18 protein-coding genes are annotated in these 16697 nt (G+C 56.6%); 5 read left to right on the top strand and 13 right to left on the bottom strand.

Annotated elements, in window-relative coordinates:
- Nucleotides 1-112 precede the first annotated feature (112 nt).
- The 8 genes from AC2FLX_RS03620 to AC2FLX_RS03585 all read right to left on the bottom strand — a co-directional run bounded on the left by AC2FLX_RS03620 (nucleotide 113) and on the right by AC2FLX_RS03585 (nucleotide 8252).
- Entirely contained in the window at nucleotides 113-1378 is a 1266-nt protein-coding gene (locus tag AC2FLX_RS03620; protein WP_496810854.1) for a c-type cytochrome, read from the bottom strand.
- On the bottom strand, nucleotides 1379-2575 hold the full coding sequence (locus tag AC2FLX_RS03615) for a formate dehydrogenase subunit gamma (RefSeq protein ID WP_496746199.1): 1197 nt from the start codon (nucleotides 2573-2575) through the stop codon (nucleotides 1379-1381).
- Between the two features lie 75 nt (nucleotides 2576-2650).
- A complete protein-coding gene (fdh3B, locus tag AC2FLX_RS03610) occupies nucleotides 2651-3244 on the bottom strand; it encodes a formate dehydrogenase FDH3 subunit beta (protein WP_480601309.1) in 594 nt (197 codons plus the stop codon).
- Nucleotides 3245-3256: 12 nt separating this feature from the next.
- On the bottom strand, nucleotides 3257-6151 hold the full coding sequence (locus tag AC2FLX_RS03605; RefSeq protein ID WP_496810853.1) for a formate dehydrogenase subunit alpha: 2895 nt from the start codon (nucleotides 6149-6151) through the stop codon (nucleotides 3257-3259).
- Nucleotides 6152-6256: 105 nt separating this feature from the next.
- The gene (locus AC2FLX_RS03600) at nucleotides 6257-6445 is read right to left on the bottom strand and encodes a twin-arginine translocation signal domain-containing protein (RefSeq protein WP_496810852.1); all 189 of its coding nucleotides are present in this window, start codon (nucleotides 6443-6445) and stop codon (nucleotides 6257-6259) included.
- A 61-nt stretch (nucleotides 6446-6506) separates the two neighbouring features.
- Nucleotides 6507-7118 (bottom strand): TorD/DmsD family molecular chaperone, encoded by a 612-nt coding sequence (locus tag AC2FLX_RS03595; RefSeq protein WP_496807434.1) that lies wholly within the window; start codon nucleotides 7116-7118, stop codon nucleotides 6507-6509.
- Nucleotides 7119-7122: 4 nt separating this feature from the next.
- On the bottom strand, nucleotides 7123-7701 hold the full coding sequence (locus AC2FLX_RS03590; RefSeq protein ID WP_496810851.1) for a DUF3306 domain-containing protein: 579 nt from the start codon (nucleotides 7699-7701) through the stop codon (nucleotides 7123-7125).
- On the bottom strand, nucleotides 7698-8252 hold the full coding sequence (locus tag AC2FLX_RS03585) for a DUF3305 domain-containing protein (RefSeq protein ID WP_496810850.1): 555 nt from the start codon (nucleotides 8250-8252) through the stop codon (nucleotides 7698-7700). The genes AC2FLX_RS03590 and AC2FLX_RS03585 overlap by 4 nt, the downstream gene beginning before the upstream one ends.
- A gap of 267 nt (nucleotides 8253-8519) precedes the next feature.
- Here AC2FLX_RS03585 and AC2FLX_RS03580 point away from each other — a divergent pair, with 267 nt between their 5' ends.
- A complete protein-coding gene (locus AC2FLX_RS03580) occupies nucleotides 8520-10475 on the top strand; it encodes a 4Fe-4S binding protein (RefSeq protein ID WP_496810849.1) in 1956 nt (651 codons plus the stop codon).
- On the opposite strand, the gene AC2FLX_RS03575 is transcribed toward AC2FLX_RS03580, so the two are convergent.
- Nucleotides 10469-11197, bottom strand: coding sequence for a hypothetical protein (locus AC2FLX_RS03575; RefSeq protein WP_480749912.1), 729 nt, complete (start codon nucleotides 11195-11197; stop codon nucleotides 10469-10471). The two genes, AC2FLX_RS03580 and AC2FLX_RS03575, sit on opposite strands and share 7 nt — an antisense overlap.
- Nucleotides 11198-11262: 65 nt before the next feature.
- On the opposite strand from AC2FLX_RS03575, the gene AC2FLX_RS03570 reads away from it, so the two are divergent.
- From AC2FLX_RS03570 to AC2FLX_RS03555, 4 genes are read left to right on the top strand one after another with little or no spacing between them, the layout of a single operon-like run.
- Nucleotides 11263-11460 (top strand): DUF6494 family protein, encoded by a 198-nt coding sequence (locus tag AC2FLX_RS03570; protein WP_480749913.1) that lies wholly within the window; start codon nucleotides 11263-11265, stop codon nucleotides 11458-11460.
- Nucleotides 11457-12518: an Mrp/NBP35 family ATP-binding protein gene (locus AC2FLX_RS03565; RefSeq protein WP_496810848.1), complete on the top strand. Its 1062-nt coding sequence runs from the start codon at nucleotides 11457-11459 to the stop codon at nucleotides 12516-12518. Before AC2FLX_RS03570 ends, AC2FLX_RS03565 begins: the two co-directional genes overlap by 4 nt.
- Nucleotides 12515-13219, top strand: coding sequence for a biotin/lipoate--protein ligase family protein (locus tag AC2FLX_RS03560; protein WP_496810847.1), 705 nt, complete (start codon nucleotides 12515-12517; stop codon nucleotides 13217-13219). The genes AC2FLX_RS03565 and AC2FLX_RS03560 overlap by 4 nt, the downstream gene beginning before the upstream one ends.
- Entirely contained in the window at nucleotides 13216-13695 is a 480-nt protein-coding gene (locus AC2FLX_RS03555) for a DUF6505 family protein (RefSeq protein ID WP_496810846.1), read from the top strand. The genes AC2FLX_RS03560 and AC2FLX_RS03555 overlap by 4 nt, the downstream gene beginning before the upstream one ends.
- Nucleotides 13696-13789: 94 nt before the next feature.
- Here the strand turns inward: AC2FLX_RS03555 and AC2FLX_RS03550 are convergent, their stop codons facing one another.
- From AC2FLX_RS03550 to AC2FLX_RS03535, 4 genes are all read right to left on the bottom strand, one after another.
- Nucleotides 13790-14290 carry a flavin reductase family protein gene (locus tag AC2FLX_RS03550; protein ID WP_480749917.1) on the bottom strand — a complete coding sequence of 167 codons (501 nt, stop codon included), beginning with the start codon at nucleotides 14288-14290 and terminating at the stop codon, nucleotides 13790-13792.
- 88 nt (nucleotides 14291-14378) lie between these two features.
- Complete coding sequence (locus AC2FLX_RS03545) at nucleotides 14379-15791, bottom strand: 3'-5' exonuclease (RefSeq protein WP_496810845.1); 1413 nt, start codon at nucleotides 15789-15791, stop codon at nucleotides 14379-14381.
- Complete coding sequence (locus AC2FLX_RS03540) at nucleotides 15788-16312, bottom strand: hypothetical protein (RefSeq protein WP_496810844.1); 525 nt, start codon at nucleotides 16310-16312, stop codon at nucleotides 15788-15790. The genes AC2FLX_RS03545 and AC2FLX_RS03540 overlap by 4 nt, the downstream gene beginning before the upstream one ends.
- 26 nt (nucleotides 16313-16338) lie before the next feature.
- The coding region (locus AC2FLX_RS03535; RefSeq protein ID WP_496875378.1) for a putative nucleotidyltransferase substrate binding domain-containing protein at nucleotides 16339-16697 on the bottom strand (359 nt) is incomplete at its 5' end.

Here is a 16697-nt window from a genome sequence, read left to right as displayed (position 1 = left end):
AGACGAACCGAGGAACCGGTGTTTGAAGCCGAAAACCCGAATTGCTCCAGCGCCATCGGGGCGGCTGCGGCGACCGCGACCATGGTGGCGAGAGCGGCCAAAAACGCTTTCATCAATGTTCCTCCTGCGAAGTGGCCCAGCGCAGAAACTCAATCAGATCGGCGCGGTCGTCTGCGCTCGTGATCCTCTGCATTGGCATCTTGGAGCCCGGAATGTAGTGGTCCGGCCCAAGATCGAAAAGGGCATTTATGGTCTCTTCTGTCCAGATGATATCAGAGTTTTTTAGTATCTCAGAATACAGATAGTCTGGAAGGCTTCCTGCGCGCCGCCCCCAAAGGCCATGCAAACTCGGCCCGGCCTTGCGACCCCCATCGGAAACGACCGAATGGCAGATGGAGCATTTTCGGAAAAACTGGCGTTCACCATTGTCCATTTCGGCCGGATCCTTCAGAAATGAGCGTTCCTTCTCGGCAATCAATCTGTACTCGCCCAGGGCAGACAACGGCCAACTGTACATGACATCGTCAATACCGCCAGCGTGGATGTTTTCTCCGTCCGGAGAAAAGGCCAGAGCCCACACGGGACCATGCAATGTCGCGCGAAAGTCATGGACGATCCCCCAGTTTTCTGTGTCAATCACCATGATATAGCCTTCGCCATCACCAACAGCCATGAGGCGCCTGTCGGCGCTCAACGCCAAGGCCAAAATGGGGCGGCGGTCCAGAGTGAAATCGTGTTCTTCTCCTGTGTCGAGATATAGAACACGAGTGCCGCCATCGACTGCCCCATAGGCCAACCAACCGTCATGTTCGTTCAGGACTAATTCATTGACGCCGAATTCGTGTTTGACGATGCGACGCAGTTCCCTACCGGTTTCGACATCCCACAGGCGAATGGCGCCATCGGCTCCGGCAGAGTACAACTGGCGACCATCGTTACTGAAGGTGACAGCATTCACGCCGCTACTTGTCGGACCCAGAGTTGTCGGCGAACTGCCGTCGACGGGCCAAATACCGATGGAAGCGTCCCAACTGGCTGTGGCTACATGCGTTTTGGAAGCGGCGATGCCGACGATCTTACCCTTGTGTTTTCCGACAACGTCACCACCAGGCCATCGGCGCAGCGAGAAATCGTCACCCGCCGAGTAGACCGCAGTTCCATTGAAGATTACTGCATTGACTGCCGCTTTGTGGCCCTCGAGCCATTCTGGCGCGCGCCCGGACCAGATGCCCACGGAATTGTCGAAACTAGCAGTGGCAATGCGACCATCTGGAGCGACCGAGATAGCCATGATCGGCCCACCGTGTCCTTTGAGCGTGAAAAACTCTGCCGCCAAAGGCAGCGGCAGTAGGCTCAATACAAGGATAAGCGACCTCATCTACTCCGCAGGCGAGGTCGCGCTTTTGGAGGCTTGTGCCTCTCGGACCTCATCCAGCCACAGCGAATGGTGCTCACGAGCCCATTGTTCCTCAACTTCACCCGAACCCATTGCGTCGAAAGCGCCTTCCATTCCAATCGATCCCAGATAGATGTGCGCGATGATAATGGCCAGAAAACCGTAGGCGACCATTTCGTGCCATACCTGAGCAAATTGCATCTCTTTATGCGGGGACATTTGTTCGGGTAAGCCCAGCCCAAGATATTCGGGAAGTCCGGTAGCGTTAGCTATGACAAACGTCTTGGCGAACATCGGAAACTCAAATGGGAAAAGCAGTGATAAACCCGATAGGCTAATCGATATGCCAAGAATAACGCACGTCCAGAAGATGATTTTTTGTCCGGCGTTGAACTTCTTTGCCGGGGGATGGCTGCCCTTTGTGAACAAACCGCCGCCCGCAGCAAGCCATTTTATATCATGGCGGTTGGGAATGTTGTGGGCGACCCAGTTCAGCGTGATGATGATCAGCCCCAGCATAAAGGCCCATGCGATATTGTTGTGAACCCATTTGCAGGCCAACGCAATTGAAGCGAAGCCAGTTTTCCCGACAAGCGGAATCAAAAAATCTCGTCCGTAGAGCGTAATCAAACCGGTTGCTCCAAGGATCAGGAACGACCCGCCAAACAACCAGTGACCGAAGCGTTCAAAGCCAGAGAACCGTGTGACAGTCCGCCCCGTTTTCTCGCCATCGATGCGGATCTTGCCTCGGACGAAATAGAATAACAGCAGGACACCCAGCATTGCCCCCAACAGATATGTGCCATAGGTACGAAGCGGGCCAGTACGGAAATTCAACCACCACATGCCGCTGTCCTGAATGATAACACTCGAGGCCGGGCTGCGCGATGAGGTTGTTACATCCGCCGATCCATAGCGAAGAGCGCGGAACACGTCGCTGTCCGACGCAGTGCCGCGCGTGCCCAATTGGCCGATCAGCGCTTCGACGTTTCCCTGACCTGTATTGCCAGAGCGGTAATCGTTGCTGACTTGCTCGCCACGCTGACGTGCAAGGATATCTTCAAGAGTCGAAGCTCCGCCTGTTGCGGCACGCGCGTTTTCACCTGTTGCAGTTTCTTGCGCAGATACATCTGCGGCCATTCCAAACGCGAATATGATTGCAAAAATCATTCGGATCATGGCGATACCTATCCCTTTTCAGAGGGAGGGGCGACCCGCAGGGCGGGTCACCTATTTCGTTATTAGGCCAGCTGTTTAACCGCCTTTTTGGTCATAGGCTGTGCCCCATCCCCAAGCGCCCGAGCCGAATCCGCGCGCCACGACGCGTTCACGGTAAATCGCCGAAACCACATCGCCGTCACCTGCCAGCAGGGCCTTGGTGGAACACATCTCGGCGCAGATGGGTAGTTTGCCCTCGGCAATACGGTTGCGGCCGTATTTCGAGAATTCCGCATTGGAATGCGTCTCCTCGGGGCCACCGGCGCAGAACGTGCATTTGTCCATCTTTCCACGTGATCCGAAATTACCCGCCTGCGGATATTGTGGCGCGCCGAAGGGGCACGCATAGAAACAATAGCCGCACCCGATGCACAGGTCCTTTGAATGCAGTACCACACCGTCTTCGGTCTGATAGAAACAATCTACCGGGCAGACCGCCATGCAGGGTGCATCCGAGCAGTGCATGCAGGCCACCGAGATCGAGCGTTCACCTGGTTTGCCATCATTGATCGTTACCACCCGTCGGCGGTTGATGCCCCAGGGTACCTCGTGCTCGTTCTTGCACGCGGTCACGCAGGCGTTGCATTCAATGCAGCGTTCAGCGTCGCAGAGAAACTTTGCTCTAGCCATAAATCGTCCTCCTTACGCTGCCGAGATCTTGCAGAGAGTACACTTGGTCTCCTGCATCTGGGTCACTGAGTCATAACCGTAGGTCTGCGCCGTGTTTGAGCTTTCACCCAACACATAAGGGTCTGCCCCGGCCGGGTATTTGTGACGAAGGTCTTCGCCCTGGAAATGCCCACCGAAGTGGAATGGCATAAAGGCCACGCCGGCACCGACCCTTTCGGTTAGCATCGCCATAACCCTGACCTTGCCTCCCTCAGGACTTTCGACCCAGACCTGACTGCCGTCACGAATGCCAAGGTTGTTGGCGTCGCGCGGGTTGATCTCGACGAACATGTCCTGCTGCAGTTCGGCCAACCATGGGTTTGACCGGCTTTCCTCGCCACCACCCTCATACTCGACCAGTCGACCTGACGTGAGGATTATCGGGTAATCCTTTGAAAAATCGTTCTTCTGAATCGAGGCGTAGAGGGTAGGCAAGCGATACGCATGCCGGTCTTCGTAGGTCGGGTAATCCGCCACCAAATCACGCCGCGGTGTATAAAGCGGCTCGCGATGGATCGGGATCGGGTCCGGGAAAGTCCAAACGACCGCGCGGGCTTTAGCGTTGCCGAAAGGAGCACAGCCATGCTTGATTGCTACCCTCTGGATACCGCCGGAAAGATCGGTTTTCCAGTTGGTTTCCGGGCCTGCAACCGCGTCGATGGCCGTACGTTCCTCGGCCGTCAGATCGCCGTCCCATCCCAGATCCATTAGCATTTGCATGGTGAATTCCGGATAGCCATCCTGAATTTCAGCACCTGGGTTTGAGACGCCGTCAGCCAACAGGTTGTCACCATCCCGCTCGACCCCGAACCGTGCGCGGAAGCACAGGCCGCCTTCGGCGACCGGTTTGGACATGTCGTAAAGGTTAGGCGTTCCGGGGTGCCCCATCTCGGCTGTACCCCAGCAAGGCCACGGCAGGCCGTAGTATTCGCCATCGTTCGGTCCGCCCACAGCCTGCAACGTGGTTTTGTCAAACGTGTGCTGGTTGGCCATGTGACTTTTGAGCCGTTCCGGCGACTGCCCAGTATATCCGATTGTCCAGAGACCTGAGTTGAGTTCGCGGGTGATGCTTTCGACGTTTGGGGTTTCGGCATCCTCCATTTCGATGTTTCGGAACAAACGATCTGACCAGCCGAACTTATTGGCGAACTTGGCCATGATGACCTCATCGGGCAGACTTTCGAACAACGGATCCACCACCTTGTCGCGCCACTGCAGCGAGCGGTTCGAGGCCGTGACCGAGCCCCGGGTTTCGAACTGCGTGCACGCAGGCAACAGGTAGACGCCGTCAGTGCGATCATGAAGCACGGCGGAAACAGTTGGATACGGGTCTATAACGACCAGCATATCGAGCTTCTCCATCGCCGTTTTCATTTCCGGCCCGCGGGTCTGCGAGTTGGGCGCATGACCCCACAACACCATAGCCCGGACGTTGTTGTCCTGGTCCATGTTGGCCGGGTCTTCCAGAACACCATCGATCCAGCGGGATACTGGAATGCCACTTTCATTCATCAGCGGCTTATCCTTGCCATCCTTATCCTTGATCGTGGCGAACTGCCCCTTTAGCCAATCCAAATCCTCGCCCCAAACTCGCGTCCAGTGGCCCCACGCCCCGGCGCTTAGGCCATAATAGCCGGGCAGAGTATGACTAAGAACGCCAAGGTCGGTTGCACCCTGTACGTTGTCGTGGCCGCGGAAGATGTTGGTTCCGCCCCCCGTGGTGCCCATGTTGCCTAGCGCCAATTGAAGCACGCAATAGGCGCGGGTGTTGTTGTTACCATTGGTGTGCTGGGTGCCGCCCATGCACCAGATTACGGTGCCGGGACGGTTGTTGGCCATGGTGCGGGCCACGCGCTTGAGCTGGCTTCCCGGTACGCCTGTCACACGCTCGGTCTCTTCTGGTGTCCATTGAGCGACTTCGGTGCGGATTTGATCCATGCCCCAGACACGGGTGCGGATGAACTCTTTGTCTTCCCATCCATTGTCGAAGATGTGCCAAAGGATACCCCAGATCAGTGCCACGTCCGTCCCCGGACGAAAGCGCACGTATTCATCGGCATGGGCCGCGGTTCTTGTGAACCGCGGGTCACAGACGATGAGCGGGGCATTATTTTGTTCTTTTGCGCGCAAAACATGTAACAGCGAGACCGGATGAGCCTCGGCAGGGTTGCCGCCGATAATGAAGATGGCCTTGGAGTTGTGGATGTCGTTGTAGCTGTTCGTCATCGCGCCATAGCCCCAGGTGTTTGCCACACCTGCAACCGTGGTCGAGTGACAGATACGGGCCTGGTGGTCCACGTTGTTCGTGCCCCAATAGGCGGCAAACTTGCGGAACAGGTACGCCTGTTCATTGTTGTGTTTGGCTGAACCGAGCCAATAAACGCTGTCAGGCCCGCTTTCCTGACGGATCTGCATCATGCCGTCGCCGATCTCGTTAATCGCCTCTTCCCAACTGATGCGTTTCCACTCTCCGCCTTCTTTTTTCATCGGATATTTCAGGCGGCGTTCGCCATGGGCGTGCTCGCGAACCGACGCCCCCTTGGCACAGTGTGCGCCTAAGTTGAACGGGCTGTCCCAACCGGGTTCCTGCCCGACCCAGACGCCGTTTTGCACTTCGGCAATGACTGTGCATCCGACCGAACAGTGGGTGCAGACGGACTTGATGGTTTCAACGGCCTGATTGGCCGCTGTCTGGGCGCTGGCTGGCGTCACGGTTCCGCCCGTTACGCTGATCGCGGCCAATCCGCCGATCGTTAACCCGGACCCGCGCAAGAATGCGCGGCGATCGACGGTTTTCTCGCCGACCTGGGACAGGATACTTGTCCGCTGGGGGCGTCGCGCAACCCCGTTGGTCTTTTTCCTAAGCATGTTTTTCCTCCCTTGCACGCCATATATTCATGGCTGGCTTGGTACTCCCAAAACCCGGTGTCAGGGCCTCACGCAACCGTCGACCGGGTGGTGACGTCGTACGGTTCAGAACCGGGCGCTGTCCAAGTAGGCGCGAGTGTGCGCGGTATCCTGAATGCGGGTTTCATCCACGGGCTCATGCGCCGCTTCGGCTTTGTCGCTCAGGCTGGCTGCGGCGACGGCAGCAGGCGCTGCGGTTCCGGCCAGTTTCAGGAAGTCGCGGCGGGATGTGCCGGTTTCCTTGGTCTTGCTCATGGGATCCTCCTTTCCCATTTGCGATGTAGCGCCCATTCGGGCGCTGGCGAGTGGCAACGCATCACGCTGCCGTCATTCGGAACGCTTCACGCTCGATTTCCATGAATATCCGCCCGGCAGTACCGACGGAGGCATAGAGGACCGAGTTTTCGGCAGCTTCCAGATCCGAATAGAAATGCACCGCCCAAGGGGCGATGTGTTTTCTCCAGAACAACTTTTGATCGCCTAATGACGCGGGCGCACCAAAGCGCCCCACTATTATGCCCCCCATCATCTCCATCAGCGAGGCAATGTTGTCTTCGGGCTCGAACACGTTCGGTGCACGTGTGATTCCACGCGCGACCATGTCGTTTCGCAGTTGCGCCAGAGGCTTTTCGTTCAAAAAGCCGGTGAGGTAGAAACTGGCATAGGGCAACAACTCCCCACGTCCCAATCCGATAAACAGGGCGTTGAACTCGCGTTCCGCTGCGGCTGGTTTGGTCACTTTGGCCACACGCGCCATCGTTTGAATCGCTAGCCCCAAATCCGAGTCGTCGCCGCGTAGTCCTGCGATCTGATTCAACAGAATCTGTTCGGGCGGGCTAGCAAGCAACACGCCAAGAAAGTTGTAGAAATCCGCACGCGTCCGGTCTTCGGCGGCTATTTCCGGAATTTGCGCAGTCTTGGCCGTCATCAGGTTATCCTTCAAATTCGAACCGCATTCGGCGAGGGGGAGGTGCGGCGCTCAATCTGTCTTCTGTGCCAAGATCGCTGACTTCTGCAGGAGGCTCAGCAGCGAGAGCAGGGGGTGAGGGTTCGACGTCATCAAAAATCGTCGTTTCGACCACTTCATCGACATCCGGCATTTCCGTTTCTTTTGATGCCAGAGCCTCGACATGGGCTATCATGCCTTTTCCGACCTGATATGCCGTTTGGATATTTTCGACAACCCGCGTCGTGTCAGTGAAATCTTCACCATAGTCAACCAATCCGTCAACGTTCGCCAGAACCGGGTTCAGCCGCCACAGTTGCCGCAACGCACGACGGCGAATGCGGTCGGGAACGGCACGTGCCATAAAACCTGCGATGTCATCACCCGGCTTTAGGTGGTCCGGGTCGGGCAGGTCCAGCTCGGCGAGTATTTCGGCATCGCTTCTATGTTCGAGTTCCGCTTGTTGCTCCATGCTCGCCTGGGTTTGCAGGGCAACACGCTCCGCATCTTCCTCTGCCAGAACAGCGGCTTTGCGGCGGGACCAGAAATCGTGCGGGCGACTCAATGCACGATCCTCCGTGGCGCGCGGTAGACGTCCGCGTCTTGTCGTATTCGAGCGTCGCCCTTGCCGTTCTCTACCATATCTACCCTTTTTCTGTCGCGCCGCCGTTTGACGAATGCCTCATCGCGATGGTGTTTCAGGGTGAAATCTCGAACCCAGGCGATCAACCCCTCGGACATCGGTATCTTTTCGACGATTTCTTCACCGGTGTCGGCATAGTCCTGTCCTTCGAATGGAGAAGCCGTGGCCAAAACAGCGTTCAAGACGCCGCTTTCGTCGCCCTCGTCGCGCAACACCAAATAGACTGAAGGTTGACTGTCGGCCAGATTGACCTTGTAGGCCTCGGTATCGGACGTCCAAAGCGTCAGAGGCAACGTGGCGGCATGATACTCGATTGCATCGCCCTCACGACGCAACTCGACCCAATTGGCAGGACCAGCGCCGGGTAGAACCGCGACCGCGCGCCAGTTCCACTTGGCCCACCGGGTCACGCCTGGTGATTTCCGAACGACTACGCCCAGCGGCATCTCAATGTGATTGGCGGCCTTGGCCACGTACTCCTCCCTGGAAGGCTCTCCCCATCCCTCCATATTGTGAACTATGGTACACAAAACAGCGCTGTGCCAAGCCCGGAGAAAAGATTATTTTTGTGTTCACCATTATTTTATCAACTAAATAACCAGTTCTGTGCTGCTGGCTTGCGGAAATTTATGAACTATAGTGCAGAAGGAGTGGCGGCCTGTCTGCCTTGATTCTTACTGACTTGCTGTTCGAACGATGGATGGAGAGACAGTTGGGCTTGGTTTGTCCGAGGGGAGGACATGAAGAAAACACTGCTTTTGTGCGATTGTGCCGGAACGCAATCGATAGATGGGGATGCGCTTTCCAAGTCTTGTGGCGCAATGTGCTCGCGCGTTCATTCGGCGCTTTGTACGAGCGAACTGGCCGCCGCCGCCAAGCTAATGCAACAAGACACGGAACTGTTTATTGCTTGCGGCCAAGAGAAGGTGGTTTTTCAGGAACTGGCGGAAGAACTTGGTGCCGATACCGTCGGTTTCGTGGATCTGCGCGATCGGGCAGGGTGGTCGGATGAAGGTGCCAACGCGATGCCGAAAATGGCGGCACTAACTGCCGAAGCCATGCTGCCTATTCCAACAACGCCCAGCCGGGATGTCGTCAGCGAAGGAGTCTGCCTTATCGTCGGGCCGGGCGACGTGGCTTTTGACCTTGCATTGCGGTTGTCGGATTGTTTGACCGTCACTGTATTGGTAACGGACAATGCAACACCTGTGTCGCGGGCATTCGATGCTGTACGTGGAAAGATCAGGCAAGTTCGTGGCGCACTTGGTGATTTCGAGTTGCGCCTTGATGCGATGCAGCAACTTTGTCCTGGCGGGCGTGACACCTTTGAGTGGTCTGCGCCGCGTGATGGTGCCCGGTCGCAATGCGACATTGTGATCGATCTGACGGGCCAACAGGCCCTTGTGCAGTCGCCTCAGAAACGCGAGGGATATCTCCGGGCCGACCCTCGCGATGCTATTGCGGTCGCTGGACTGGCTTTTGAAGCGGCGCAACTGGTCGGGACATTCGAGAAACCCTTGTATGTTCGTCTTGATGAAAGTCTTTGCGCTCATTCCCGTGCAGGGCTGTCCGGCTGTTCGAATTGTCTCGACATTTGCCCGACCGGGGCGATAACCGCAGCGGGCGACCACATTCAAATCGATCCGATGATTTGTGCAGGATGTGGTGAGTGTGCAGCGCTTTGTCCGTCGACTGCAATCGCCTATGAAGATCCTCCACTCGCGTCGCTCATTTCGCGTATACAGATTCTGGCACGCACCTATCGTCAGGCTGGTGGCTTGTCGCCGCGCCTATTGGTGCATGATGGGTTTGGGGGCGAGATGATCCGACTGGCGGCCCGGTTCGGGCGCGGGTTGCCAGCCAGTGTGATCCCGCTTGAGCTGGGCGTCGTGTCCGGTTTTGGACATGCAGAGATGCTGGCAGCTCTGGCGCACGGATTTGCACGTGTGGACGTACTAATCTCTCTAAAAACGGAACGTGATGCCTTGCTGCGCGAACTGGTATTGGCGCAAGCAATTGCAGGAGAGAACGCAGTCGGTTTGATAGACGAATCCGACCCGGACGTGTTGGCGGAGATTTTGTACTCTCAGCTTGTGCCGGTCCCTCTATCCGCTCCGGTTTTGCCACTTGGCAACCGTCGCCAGATTACTCGACTTGCCGCAAAGGCGCTGAATCCCGATGCGCCCGATCCATTGCCGCTGCCTGCGACGGCCCCTTATGGCGCGATTGCCGTCGACACCGACGCCTGTACGCTTTGTCTCAGCTGTGTGTCGTTGTGCCCTTCGGGCGCACTGATCGACAACCCGGACAAACCACAACTGAACTTTCAAGAAGATGCCTGCCTCCAATGCGGCATTTGCCGGACGGCGTGCCCGGAGAAAGCGATCACGTTGGTGCCTCAACTAAACCTAATGGATGCTGCTCTGTCACAATGTGTTCTGAACGAAGAGGAGCCTTTTACCTGCATCGAATGCGGAACACCTTTCGGGGTGGCATCCACAATCGAGCGGATCATGGAAAAACTGGCGGGCAGCCATCCCATGTTCGCGTCCTCGGAACAAGCGCGCCTAATCCAGATGTGCGACAATTGCCGTGTTCAGGCCCAATTTAACAGCAAAAACAACCCGCTCACCGGCAATCCTAAACCGCGGATTGTCACTACCGAAGACTACTTCAGCAAGCGCAAGGATCACTGAGTTTGCAAAGGCGCGCCAAGATCTGCAGCAGCAACCACGCTGACAAAAGCGAGAATCGCTTCCAGTTCGGATTGGGTAATCGTTACTGGATGGATTGGTGGCGGACGTCCGAGATCAAAAGGCGACGTTACCCCTTCGATCTGGGTAAAGGCTGGATGCGGATTAAGCGCATAAAACTGCTGAAATCGCGTGGACCAGTCAGGCAATGACCGCAACACTGCGAATGAGGGTGTCGAACCAAGCCCGTTCATTCGGTTTTCCGGCCCGATCACATGGCAACGACCACAATGAGTCAGAGAGAGTTTCGCGCCAAGTTGCGCATTGCCTTCGAAATCGGTTGTTTCATCAATGGACGCAATATCAATACTCGCGGCAAAAGGGATGCCGTCATGAGGCCGATAACTCTCGACTGTTCGTTTGCCGATGTCGGACAGAAGCCACTTCCGAAATCGTTGCTGACCCGCTTTTGCTTCAGTTCTTAAAAAATACAGTGTGCCGCCACGCTGGAACACGGGGTCCCCTGGCGCTTCAGTGACGATCAACATCGGTCCGTTTGAGTCTGCAACAACCTTAACGCCGGTCTTGAGGGAAAAGCGTGGAAGAATATATTTCAACAAACCCGATTGAACAACTTCATCAGGTGCAGACAATCCCAATACCTCCTGCGACCAAGAGGGGCTGGCGTAGAGCATCAGGCTCAGGCACAACGGGGCAAAGCGCATGGAACAAGCCTAGAAGGATTTGGACGAATGCGTCAAATGAACAGTATGAGATGGAGACACATGCGATGAGTTGTGACTACAACATGTCGATGCGAAAATTCCTCAAGCAGGTCGGCGTGACCAGCCAACAGGCCATCGAAGAAGGGCTGCGCAAGGCAGGCAATCCGTTGGGCAAGAGCTTTGAGGCCAAGGTTGTGCTGACCATCGAAGGGCTGGAAGTCGAGCACGTTGTGACGGGCCAGATTAAGGATGACAACGCATGAGCATTCGTGATGCCGTTTTGGCCAACCTCAAGAAAATCACTGATCCAGTTTCCGGGCAGGACATCGTGAGCGCTGGGCTTGTTCGCGCGCTGAATGTCGAAGGCGATACGGTACGATTCGTTCTGGAAATCGATCCCAAACAGGCCGAGCGGATGGAACCTATCCGTGCCACGGCCGAGCAGGCGGCAAAAATGGTCTCGGGCGTCGAAAAGGTTTCGGCCATGATGACCGCACATTCTGAAAAGACGCCGCCGGACCTGAAACCAAAACCGAAGCCGTCCCAATCCGGGCCGCAGGCAGTGCCGGGCGTGGATCGCATCATTGCAGTTGCTTCAGGCAAGGGGGGGGTGGGCAAATCCACGGTTTCGGCCAATCTCGCTTGTGCACTGGCCGCGGAAGGTCGGCGAGTTGGGTTGTTGGATGCCGACGTTTACGGTCCTTCGCAGCCGCGGATGCTGGGCGTGTCAGGCCGTCCGGCAAGCCCTGATGGTAAGACGATTTTGCCTCTGCGAAATCACGGTGTCACCATGATGTCTATGGGATTGATGGTGAATGAAGGCCAGGCCGTGGTCTGGCGCGGTCCGATGCTGATGGGCGCCTTGCAACAGATGATGGGTCAGGTGCAGTGGGGCGCGCTTGATGTGTTGATCGTCGATTTGCCGCCAGGGACTGGCGATGTGCAACTGACACTCAGTCAGAAGTTCAAGGTGGATGGGGCAATCATCGTTTCCACCCCACAGGACGTGGCCTTGATCGACGCCCGGAAAGGGATTGATATGTTCCGTCAACTCAAGACGCCGATCCACGGGATGATCGAAAACATGTCGACTCATATCTGTTCCAATTGTGGATATGAAGAGCACGTGTTTGGTCATGGTGGCGTTGCGACCGAGGCCAAGGCGATGGATGTGCCGCTATTGGGGGAAATCCCCTTGCACCTCGATATCCGGATCGCGGCGGATGGTGGGGCCCCCATTGTGGTCAGCAAGCCCGAAAGCCCACAAGCTGACGCATTCAGACGTATCGCCCGCGATCTGATCGCAAAAGGGTACGCATGAATCAGCCGGTCTTTCCTCCCTTGCTGGCCGGTCATCCCGTGCGGGGTGGGGAAGATCCTTTTGATCGTGCTCAGGCCCTTGCCGAACTAGGCTGTGATTCGGGCACCGTGACCTATAACATCCAGGCCGACTTATTGCGGGTGGCGATTGTTTTCGCGCCCGAAGTTCCGCTGAGCGACGCAATGGCGATGCTACCTCTATGCGCTGTGGGGTTCCAGAATGCCCTGGGCGTGCAAGCGCCACCAGAGGTGGCGGTTCACCTGAGTTGGGACGGGCTGATATGCGTCAATGGAGCTACTTGCGGGTATTTTCGCGCCGCGGCCTCCACGGCCGACTCTGAACAGGCACCCGATTGGCTCGTGATCGGATGGACCTTGGCCTTGATGCAAACTGACGCGCCGGGTGACAAGCTTGATAATACTGCGCTTTATGATGAAGGTTGCGCCGAAGTATCTCCTGTCGGGCTGATCGAAAGCTGGTCGCGACACATGCTGACCCGGCTCAATCGATGGCAAGAGGACGGCAACGGCCCCTTGCACGGCGAATGGATGGGACTTTTGCGCGGCATCGGCGAACCGGTCACTCAGTCAGGGATTCACGGGATATTTGTTGGAACGGACGAACGGTTCGGTATGTTGATCCGGGAAGGAGCCGACACTCATTTGTTACCGATGGAAACAGTGTTGGAGGGGAGGGAATGAAACTCGCGCGCGCAATCCATTTCGATGAAAGCGACCTGAATGTCTTTCATTCCCCGGCGCGCACCGGTGAGTGGTGCATCTCGGGTGGCTTCGAGTTTTCGAACTGGTCGCAAGCCGATCTGGAGGGTAAGGCGAAGCAGGCTTTTTCCAATGGTTGGCTTGGGCTAGAAACGTTTGGGCGCGTGACGTTCGTTGCAGTGACCCAAGTGGAACAGACCGAGTTTGAGCGATTGATCAAGGGACTGGCCGACTACTTCGTAAGTTTTTATGGCGCACCGTCCGTCGAAGCGGCACTGGATGTCGCGCGCGATGAAATCGTGTTCATGGCCGATCTTTGTGACGACCACTCTCCAAACACCTTGCTTACGGTCGCCCGCACATTGGGAGATGCTGGAGTTCATGAAACTTACCGCGTAATTACTCCTCAAGAGGCAGAGTTGGCGGCATTTGCAGTTCATGGGATATTGGACGACTGAGATGTTTCCAGGGGACGCCGTCTCTCTTGTCCTGTAGGTAATTCACTCCCTCGTTTTGTGTTTGGGAGCAATAACGATATGGCGGTTGGTGAGTTCAGAGAAGGTCTTTGAAAGCTCCATACTGGCCCCGTTTAAACATCAGGCCTTTGCCGGTGCGGTACATGACCTGCTCTACCTCTCCGACTATGATCAAGTGATCTCCTGCTTCGTGCCGGGCGTTCAACCGACAATCGAACCGGGCAAGACAACCCGATAGCAAAGGGGTGCCGTTCGTATCCGGTGTCCAAGTGGTATGAGTGAAATCGAACCCATTGCGGGCAAAACGAAGCGCCAGACCCTGCTGGTCTTCGGCCATGACGTGAATGGCATACCGGGTTGATGTACTAAATGCTTCGAACCGGTTGGAGTCCTTGCCCAGACACCAAAGCACCAGTGGTGGTGTCAGGGAAACCGAAGAAAATGAGTTGACCGTTATTGCGACCTGACCGGTCGGTGCTGCCGTCGTGACGACTGTGACGCCAGTTCCAAAACAGCCCAATGCCTCGCGAAAGGCAAGGGTCGCCTCCGTGCCGGGAACAAAGGTTTTTTCAGTCATCGCGCGCGCTCGTGTTCCTGAGTCGGTCCCACCTGCCATGCCTTGGGCAGTTTGTCCATGCAAGCAGGGCGCGCAAGGCGCCTTTACGTCAGTTCAGGTCTTCGAGCAGGCGACCGTGTTTGCGGGTCTCAGCAATCACATCGCCAAAGGTCTGCATGCCGCGGGCCTGAAGCATGGGAAGCATCCTGACCAGCACCTCTGCCGTAGCTTGCGCGTCGCCCAGCGCAGTGTGTCGCAAAGATTCTGGAATCGCGACGTCTAGCCGGTCGCACAGAGCGTCGAGTGTATGAACCTCGCTGGCGCCAAACAGAACGGCGGAGAGTAGTACTGTGTCCAGGATCGGATGATCCCAGACGACCTCCATAGGTTTCGCATGCCGACGAAGAAAGGCCATATCGAAAGGTGCATTATGCGCCACAATTACTGCATCGCGAGCAAAGTGATGGAAGGCTCGGCCAGCTTCGACGATATCCGGCGCGCCCCGAACCATTGCGTCACTTACTTTGTGCACCTTGGTGGAAGCAGGAGGGATTGGTATTCCGGGGTCCACAAGTGTATCCAAACTCTCTCCCGAGATAATCCGTCCCTTCAGGATCCGGACAGCCCCAATTTGCACGATTTCGTCTTTGTGCGGTAAAAGGCCGGTGGTTTCGGTGTCGAACACAACAAAGCATAAATCAGCGAGACGTCGGTTTTCAAACGCCTCATCAAGATGCGATTCCAGCAGATCGAAATCATAGACCAGCGGGCGTTCGGATTCGGGCGATATTTGCGCTGTGGCTTCATCAAAAATCAGCATGTATCCAGGCGCACTCCCAAGCGGTTTCATTCGCACCGCGTAAGATTGCGTTCCGTCTGTACCGGTCAGAGTACAGGATACATCCCTACCTGTCTTGATGAGTTTCGCGTATGCCGCCTCCAGTGCATCGCGGCGCAGGTAGTCAAACAGGGACGCGTTTAGGCGAGGAGGAGCGATTTGCGCCAACACCTCGGCAGCCTGCCCGTCATAGAGCACGATATGGTGTTTTGGGCTGGCCAGAACCATGGCCACCGGAATTTCGGTGAGGAGCGCGGTCAAGCGTTCCTTTTCGGCGGTCAATCGCGCAGTTTCAGCAGCTACGGCTTCGGCGGTGTTCATGGCCGTCTCGGACAGAACGCCGGCAAGCCCGGCGGCGGCCGGGGCAAGATCACCCAGATAGCGGGCGTTATGCATATCCAGATCGGTGGCCACTCCGGCATACGTCCGCGCCCGCATCTGCGCGGACAAGCGTTCAATCGGCTTGGCGACATTCTCGTCGAATAACAACCAAACCCCGACAATCAATCCCAGCAATCCAAAGGCGACGAGCAACCCACTGAAGACGAACGCATCCAGCATGTCCGGTGCGTTTGCTCGGCTATAGCCCAACCACAAAGCGGCGCCGGTCACGCTCAACCCGCCCAAAGCGAGCAGGCAAAAAAATAGAAACACGCGAAGTCGCAGGCTTAAGTGGGCCATCACTGCTGTATCTCGCAAGTCGCTGAAATTACCAAATCAGTTTTGTCCGCCTCTATCCAGTTGGCATTCAGCACCTCTCCATCAGAGGCGAACTCAACACCATCGGAAAGGTCTGCCCGACGCAACTGGTTGCAATCTACGGCTATAGGCAGCTTGGACACCGGCGCCCAGCGGCCGAAGAAATAGAGATCGGCAAGGCGTTGACCAGGGACTTTCATATTTGTTTGAACCGAAGCTTCATCGACTGCGGCAAAGCGTACGACAAATGGTGCCACATATGTCCAGGGGCGGTAAACCGCACGGCTTTCGACTTCCTGCACGACTATCATCTCTTCGGGAAGGGCGGCGCGGGTTCGGTCGTACCAAGAGTATTCGCTGATGACCGTTACGCCGATCATCCCTGATCCTGCGGCCAGCGGGGCCAGCCAGCGCGGCAAACGGCCTCCGGTCGCACGGTTGAAGATCATCACCAATCCAGCGATGGCAATGCCCGCAAAGACCGTCGCAATCAGCTCCAGAAACATGGCTTGTTCTCCCAATCCGTCTTGTGTCAGCTCAGCATGCTCTTGCCGTGTCCGACCGCTGATTGCATGGTTTTTACCACGACAAAGGCGTCGCGCAGATGACTTCGTTCAAAATCGGACAGGTCCGCGGGAACCAGATAGTTATTGGGCTCGACGCCTTTTCGCACCAGTGCCGCCTGGTGCTCAAGCCGGGTTTCCGCAATCAGGTCATAGGCATCAAGAAGATCGCGTGCGCCGGACGAGCTGAGCACGCTGGCCGCTTCGGCTGCCTTGAGTCGCGCACGAGTATTCACCTCAGTCAACTTTCCCTGCAACGCATAGACCCGCCCAAGGTCCACCACGGGCACAACCCCATTGTGTTTGAGGTCGAGCGTGTTGCGGTGCT

The organism is Ruegeria sp. YKSF57 (assembly GCF_059612585.1).
The sequence above is the reverse complement of the archived record's forward strand: the minus strand, read 5'-3'. Positions and strand labels throughout refer to the sequence as shown.

Bases quoted from the DNA above. Each gene is read 5' to 3' on its own strand.
- AC2FLX_RS03620 (WP_496810854.1), bottom strand. From the start codon at position 1,378: ATGAGGTCGCTTATCCTTGTATTGAGCCTACTGCCGCTGCCTTTGGCG.
- AC2FLX_RS03555 (WP_496810846.1), top strand. From the start codon at position 13,216: ATGAAACTCGCGCGCGCAATCCATTTCGATGAAAGCGACCTGAATGTC.
- AC2FLX_RS03570 (WP_480749913.1), top strand. From the start codon at position 11,263: ATGAGTTGTGACTACAACATGTCGATGCGAAAATTCCTCAAGCAGGTC.
- AC2FLX_RS03550 (WP_480749917.1), bottom strand. From the start codon at position 14,290: ATGACTGAAAAAACCTTTGTTCCCGGCACGGAGGCGACCCTTGCCTTT.
- AC2FLX_RS03595 (WP_496807434.1), bottom strand. From the start codon at position 7,118: ATGACGGCCAAGACTGCGCAAATTCCGGAAATAGCCGCCGAAGACCGG.
- AC2FLX_RS03560 (WP_496810847.1), top strand. From the start codon at position 12,515: ATGAATCAGCCGGTCTTTCCTCCCTTGCTGGCCGGTCATCCCGTGCGG.
- AC2FLX_RS03600 (WP_496810852.1), bottom strand. From the start codon at position 6,445: ATGAGCAAGACCAAGGAAACCGGCACATCCCGCCGCGACTTCCTGAAA.
- fdh3B (WP_480601309.1), bottom strand. From the start codon at position 3,244: ATGGCTAGAGCAAAGTTTCTCTGCGACGCTGAACGCTGCATTGAATGC.
- AC2FLX_RS03605 (WP_496810853.1), bottom strand. From the start codon at position 6,151: ATGCTTAGGAAAAAGACCAACGGGGTTGCGCGACGCCCCCAGCGGACA.
- AC2FLX_RS03575 (WP_480749912.1), bottom strand. From the start codon at position 11,197: ATGCGCTTTGCCCCGTTGTGCCTGAGCCTGATGCTCTACGCCAGCCCC.
- AC2FLX_RS03580 (WP_496810849.1), top strand. From the start codon at position 8,520: ATGAAGAAAACACTGCTTTTGTGCGATTGTGCCGGAACGCAATCGATA.
- AC2FLX_RS03565 (WP_496810848.1), top strand. From the start codon at position 11,457: ATGAGCATTCGTGATGCCGTTTTGGCCAACCTCAAGAAAATCACTGAT.
- AC2FLX_RS03540 (WP_496810844.1), bottom strand. From the start codon at position 16,312: ATGTTTCTGGAGCTGATTGCGACGGTCTTTGCGGGCATTGCCATCGCT.
- AC2FLX_RS03615 (WP_496746199.1), bottom strand. From the start codon at position 2,575: ATGATCCGAATGATTTTTGCAATCATATTCGCGTTTGGAATGGCCGCA.